Raw genomic sequence first — 6,648 nt, forward strand, 5'->3', positions numbered from 1 at the left:
TTGACGCTACGGTTCCTTCTATGTTCTGCTCTTTCACGGCGACTTATCCTTCCTCCCAGCGCACTTGCCGGGTCTAAAGTTTTGATTCAACTGGGAAGCTTAAGTCGCCTTTCCTTTTTCCACACTTTTTGAGGGTACCTCAAAATTTTTTGAATTGGCAGCTTTGGATCGTTACTTCGACGATCCAAGATACCTCTTCGAATTTGGGGACTACCATGGGCACATTTCTTTCAATGTGAGGGAGGAAGAGAAAGATAAGTACAGGGAGCGGGATGACGTATTCTTGCAGACCTTTGGTCTCGGGTATGAGAATCATGAAGACCGTGTCGTCGTAGTTTATTTGAGATACCTCTCATCCCTTTCTTCCGACCATCAGCTCTATTGGTCAACATACGAACTCGATTCGGAAAGATGTCGAATGTGTGAGGACTATTACCGAAATACCATTGAAGCTGAATGGACAATCGGTGGTTCGCTATATGTTGCGTTTATCGAGGAACAGAAAATCATAAATCAAATGTGCTCCGCGATTGGATGGCCGCATTTCTTCAGAAAAACCTTCGAGGATAAACGGCCTAAAGAGTTTTCGCTCTTTGTCCGACCGACAAAAAAACATTTTCATGAGTTCGTGCATACGGTGGATAAGATGCTCAGCGACAATATTAACGCGGACTTCTTCCCTCCCTGGATTTCGAGGACTAAATTTTCGAGAATCAGGGGTGTTGACGCCCCTCGCGAACGAGGCACGCTCAGCATGTTTGAGGAATGGCTCAAAAGGAGCATTCGAACCGATGAGGGCGCGTACGATCATGTGATTAATCCACTTAAAAAGGTGAGGGAAATGCGAAGACATCCGGCCCACGCGATTTCGGATGTTGAATACGACAAGAAATATTATGAATTGCAGGATACATTGCTGGAAGACGCGTATGGGAGCCTTCGGACATTCAGGTTGTTACTGGCAAATCACCCTGAGGCCCGTAGAGTTGAAGTGCCAAATTGGCTCTTTGAAGCGAAATTCCGACGGTACTGACCAAATGACGCATTCATTGAAACCACTTCGATATGAGCAAGCAACGATTTGAACTAGATTTCCTTGTGGATCGAAGTGACATCGGGATCATTGACGAAATTAAGCGCGTCGCAAAATTGGTACAGGCAAAAACGCTGACTCGGAAAGATTTCGATAAGCATTCTCGAATTTCGAGTTCAGCTGTCATCAATAGGTTTGGTGGTTGGTTCGAGACATTAAAAGCGGCCGGGATTGAAGACCGTTACTCCGGGAGAATCGTGAGCCATCGGATGCGCAATCAATCGGCCCGTACCTTGTCAAATGAAGAAATTATACGAGAATTAAAAGCCGCCGCAGAACGCTTACAGCAAACTACTTTGGCACAGGAAGATTTTTCTCGTGCAACGTCGCTGATTCATCCGTTGTCGATCGTTCGTAGATTCGGTACGTGGAGCCGCGCGTTGGCGCGTGCGGGCCTGAAGGACTCTCCCAACTTTAGAAGGCGATTCACTAACGAAGAGTATTTTGAAAATCTCTTAAACGTATGGACATACCTTGGGCGCCGGCCTCGCTATGGTGACATCGAAAGACCTCCTTCTGAGATTAGTGCTGGAGCATATGAAGGTAGATTTGGTAGTTGGCGAAGGGCTCTCGCGGCCTTTGTACAGTGGGCAAACGACGAGACGCTTTCAGATCCTGGAAGTCACAAGCCTGAGGACGAAAGTGAAATTGAGACCGTGAGTGACTCGGGTAAGACGCTTAAGAATGAAAGGCAGAGTCGGACACGCAACCCTTCAGTGCGTCTCAGATACAAGGTGCTCGTACGAGATGGCTTTCGATGCGTTATCTGTGGACGGTCGCCGGCAAATGAACCTGGTGTGAAACTTCACCTAGATCATGTATCGCCATACTCCAAGGATGGCCCGACCCGCTTGGAAAATCTAAGAACCCTCTGCCTTGAATGTAATCTCGGTAAAGGGGACCTAATTGAATCCTAGGGGCAATTACTTAGATAGGAACCACTTTTGGTGTTGCTTGAGAGGGTAGAGACCAGACGTCTCCACCATTTTCCCGGACGCGATTTTGGTAACAAATAGTAACCGCTCGACTGTAACGGGGTGATGTCGCGTGAGATCGGGTGATATCGGAATTGGCTATCCGTTTGATGTGATTGATTTCCTAAACGTTACCAAACGGTTACGGGGCGCCGCCATTGACCCCCCGCCTCCACTATTTGCGTTCCAACCTCTCAAGATCATTGAGAGCTTTTTTCTTTTTCCCCCGTTTGGGGGACGTTGGGGGACAGCTCCCCGAGTTTTTGCCTTGCTGTCCTCCGCAGGACAATAACGTTTCCTCCCGGCGGCTTGCGTCGCCCGGATGTCCTTCGTCTGGTTCGCGTGGATCGTCGCGAACGTATGGCGAAGAACGTGAGTCGTCCGGTACGCCTTCTTGCCAGACCTGGCACAGGGAGCACATTTTCCCTTACGCTCCTTCCGGCACGCTGAACTTTACTGCGCCAACGCCTTTGCCATGGGGGTTCTGCAAGGGTAAGAACTCCTTTGATTAGGAAGGGAAAGTACGATCCTTGTTTAAACGTATTCAGGCCGGATTACGGTTCGGGCGGTTCGGCAAACTGCCTCGGCGGATCATATTCAGTTTCGGAGCCTTAGCGCTGTTGTCGTCGGTAAGCATGGTGCTGACCGTATGGTTCCGAGGGGACGACCAACGTTTCGATGAAATTGGAGTTGGGCTCGAAGAGAATGCGCGGACTTACCTGGGGGCGCTGGCGGCGTTCATGGACGAATGCAGTGCGGAGGTCCTGGAGTGGAGCCGAAGACCGGCAATTCAAGCCGCCTCGCAAGGCGTCTCATCGGCGGCCTATCCCCTGAAAGAACTGCGGAGCCGATGTCTTCCTTACACAGGTGTGGCGATTTTCTCCGACAGGGGCCGCGTATTGTCGAGCTGGGGATCGGTCTCCGACCTTCTGGGACAGGAGATCATACAAGAGCGTTGGATGCGAAACACGCCTTCGGATCAAGCTACGCTCCACTGGGTTGAATCTCGTGGGTCACTCGAACCATCTCATCTCGTTATAACTGCTCCCGTACCCGGTCCCGGAAAAACGGGCGAAAGAACGAACCCATATAATAGAGGACATTCACTCCTCGCTGCAGTCTCGGGCGGAGCGCATCTGCTAAGACTGCTGCCGCTTTTCGATGAACGAAAAGAGAATGAGAGGAAAATCACGCATTGGTCGTTGCTGGACCGCAAAGGACGGGTTCTCGCCGCATCGGGTAATACGGCGGAATGGGCGACTCTCTTTGAGAGGATGGGCGATCAGCTACGCCATACGAGCGAGGTGCATGGACATGCGATCGAGGTCATGGGCGGGGAGAAATGGATCGTCGGTTTTTCCTCGCTTGGGAACGAGCACGCTTTATTGCCGCACTGGAAACTTTCGTGGATGCGGAAGGCTTCGTCGGTTCCGTCGGTTGTTTCGAAATGGATCTATCATGCGATTGTCCTGGGCACCCTTCTTGTGCTCGTCGCTCTAGCGTGGGGATGGAGCCTCAGTGGGCGGATCGTACGGCCGATTCTTAAGCTCGTGGACGTTTCAGAATGTATTCAACGCACCGGCAGTCTTTACCCGCGAAGCGGTGAAGTCGAGGGCCATGACGAGATCGGCCTGCTAACCCGATCGTTTGACGGGATGATCGAAACGCTCACCCGAAAAACGGCAGCCTTGATACGGCGCGAGCGGGAAGTTCGTGAAGAACACAAGACGACGACGCAGCTGATTGTTTCGGGCCTCGCGCACCAGCTCAACAACCCTTTGAGCGGGATCATGGATTGCGTCGAAGAGCTGAAATCGGGCTCGCTCGATCCGGATACGTCACGCGAATATGTCGCGCTCCTGTCCAGTGGACTCGATCGAATTCATAAGATCGTCTCGCGATTATCCAGCTTGGACCTCACAGCCGGAGAGAAGAACTGTATTACAGAAGTGGAATCGGCCGTCCGCGCCGTGCTCGGGTTGCGGCAGGTACAGATCGATCGCAATTCGCTCCGTGTTGACTTGACTGCGGATGCGTGGATCGTCGTTCGGGCCGATCCCTCCGTGTTCAGCGATATCGTTGACAACCTCTTGTGCAATGCCATACAGGCTTCACGTGAAGGCGGGTCCATTCGGATCAGCGTTACTCAGAGCGATCGAAACAGGGTCGAAATGCTCGTAGAAGACAACGGTGTGGGCATGGGCCCTGACGACGTTAAGCACATCTGTGAGCCCTTTTACTCTCGCCGGAAGGGAGGGGTCGGCTTGGGCATGTGGACCGTTCAAGCGTATCTGGACGCGCTGGGAGGAACGATCGAGGTGGATAGTGCCCCCGGGAAAGGGACCGCCGTGCGGGTGTTTCTTCCGGATGCCGGAAACGCCGTGTCGGGAGCCGCGGTATGAGAGTTCTCTATGTCGAAGACGAGGAGATCAAACGGACGACCGTCGTTCATTTTCTCAATCGGAACGGTGATGAAGCCACGGGCGTCGAGACCGCCGAGGAAGCCCTGATTTTCCTTTCGAAGAACTGCTGCGATGTCTTGGTGAGCGATGTTCGATTACCCGGCATGGGTGGGACCGAATTGCTGCGGCATGTGCGAGCGGAGTACCCCGATCTCACGGTCCTCATTGTCACGGCGTATGCGACCATCGACCTCGCCGTGGAGGTCATGCGCGATGGAGCCTACGATTTTATCACCAAGCCTTTCAAGAACGACGCCCTTCTTCTCAAGCTGCAGCGCATAGCCAAGTTTCGTTCCCGGCAACAGGAAAACCTTGAACTACGCCGCGCGCTGGACCTTGTCGGAGCGCTCCCCGATCTCGTCGGCGGAAGCCCCGAGATGCGCAGGATCGGAAACTTGATCCGAACGGTAGCCCCGGGACCCAGCACGGTTCTGGTTCTCGGTGAGTCGGGAACCGGGAAGGAATTGGTGGCCCGCGCTCTTCATCAGGCAAGCCGCAGAAATCAAGCGCATTTTGTGGCGTTCAACTGCGCCGCGCTGCCGCCCAACTTGGTGGAGAGCGAATTGTTCGGGCATGAGAAGGGGGCTTTTACCGGCGCAGTCGAGCGCCATAAAGGAAGGTTCGAAAGGGCCGACGGCGGCACGCTGTTTCTGGACGATGTGGATGCGATGCCGATCGAAGCGCAAGCCAAACTGCTCAGGGTCCTGGAAGAACACGAGATTGAACGCGTCGGTTCTTCGTCCAGCGTCCACCTGGACGTTCGTGTGGTTGCATCGTCGAATCCAAGACTCCGCGAAAACGTGACGACAGGGAGATTTCGCGAAGATCTGTTTTTCCGTCTGAACGTTATACCCATCCTGTTGCCGCCATTACGGGAGCGCACGGAGGACATCGAACCGCTGGTTCGGCACTTCATCGAACAGCAGCGCGCCCAACGGGACCGTGCCCTGCGGTCTTTCTCGGCGGAAGCCCTGTCACAGCTCAAGCGCTGTCCATGGCCCGGAAACGTACGAGAGCTTAAGAACCTGGTCGAGCGACTCTGCTGGCTTCACCGAAACGAGGTTGTGGAATTGGAGGACCTCCCCGAAGAATACATTCACGTCACATCCCCGAACGGTTCGGAGTCACAGTCACCCGCTATCGATGTAACGCGAAAGAGCTTTAAGGACTTCGTGGAGGAGGCCGAGCGGGCGTATTTTTCCTGGGCGATGGAGAAGAGTAACGGCAACCTTTCGAAGGCGGCTCGGCTCCTGAGGATCCCACGGTCAACGTTACATGATCGCCTGAACGCTCTTGAAGGCCGTCCGGGTCTGCCGGAATCCGACAGTTCTTGACGAAATTCGATATGGCGCGACTCCCGAGAAAAGCCGAGTTCCACCGAAAGCACCTAAGTGCCTCGATCCATAAATACGATGGCATTCGGTCGTCGCTGCATCCGCGCTCTCGGCACCCTTCTCCTTCGCCGTACTTCCCGGTACGCCTCAGTCGCCGGGCACCGAGAACGCGGCGCATCGACAACCTCGATGCTTCACCGTATTTATGGATCGAGGCACTAAGCCCTTCGGCGCTTTGTCTTTGTATGGATGATGGCACAAGGCTTGCTCGGATCGCGTGAGATTTGATGGACCCCGACAAACACCAACAGGAGGAAACCACGAAAGGTCGACAAGTTTGTGTACCCGACTTTTCGTATTGGAAATCGGAGATCAAGTGTTTGTCCCGCTGCCCGGTCCATACGGACGCGCGCGCATATATCCAGGCGATCGAGCGAGGCGATTTCGAAGCCGCATACCTGATCGCACGGGCCCCGAATCCGCTGGCCTCCATCTGCGGGCGGATTTGCGGTTCTCCCTGCGAACTTGCCTGCCGCCGCGGGAAACTGGATGCCCCCCTTTCCATCCGAGCTCTGAAGAGAATCGTCACGGAGGAATTCGCGTTCCGAAGTGACATTCGCCCCGGTCTGGAAGCAGGCAAGAGGCGGGCGAGACTGATCGAGCGCTTTTCTAGGTACCGCAGCGGGTCGATCACCGACGTGGCCGCCCTGGCTGAACGCGCCGAGAAGGACAAGACTTCGCCGCTGTCGGTCGGGATCATCGGCTCCGGGCCGGCCGGCCTCGCC

At 54.3% G+C, this 6,648-nt stretch carries 5 protein-coding genes; all 5 read left to right on the forward strand.

Annotation, left to right across the window (positions count from 1 at the left end; genetic code table 11):
- Positions 1-154 precede the first annotated feature (154 nt).
- On the forward strand, positions 155-1,033 hold the full coding sequence (locus VI895_09075; GenBank protein ID HLG19946.1) for a hypothetical protein: 879 nt from the start codon (positions 155-157) through the stop codon (positions 1,031-1,033).
- Between the two features lie 32 nt (positions 1,034-1,065).
- Positions 1,066-2,010, forward strand: coding sequence for an HNH endonuclease (locus tag VI895_09080; protein ID HLG19947.1), 945 nt, complete (start codon positions 1,066-1,068; stop codon positions 2,008-2,010).
- A 587-nt stretch (positions 2,011-2,597) separates the two neighbouring features.
- On the forward strand, positions 2,598-4,469 hold the full coding sequence (locus VI895_09085; protein HLG19948.1) for a sensor histidine kinase: 1,872 nt from the start codon (positions 2,598-2,600) through the stop codon (positions 4,467-4,469).
- Positions 4,466-5,863 (forward strand): sigma-54 dependent transcriptional regulator, encoded by a 1,398-nt coding sequence (locus VI895_09090; GenBank protein ID HLG19949.1) that lies wholly within the window; start codon positions 4,466-4,468, stop codon positions 5,861-5,863. Before VI895_09085 ends, VI895_09090 begins: the two co-directional genes overlap by 4 nt.
- 287 nt (positions 5,864-6,150) lie before the next feature.
- On the forward strand, positions 6,151-6,648 hold a 498-nt coding region (locus VI895_09095), incomplete at its 3' end, for a hypothetical protein (GenBank protein HLG19950.1).

This window comes from Bdellovibrionota bacterium (assembly GCA_035292885.1).
GTDB lineage: Bacteria > Bdellovibrionota_G > JALEGL01 > JALEGL01 > DATDPG01 > DATDPG01.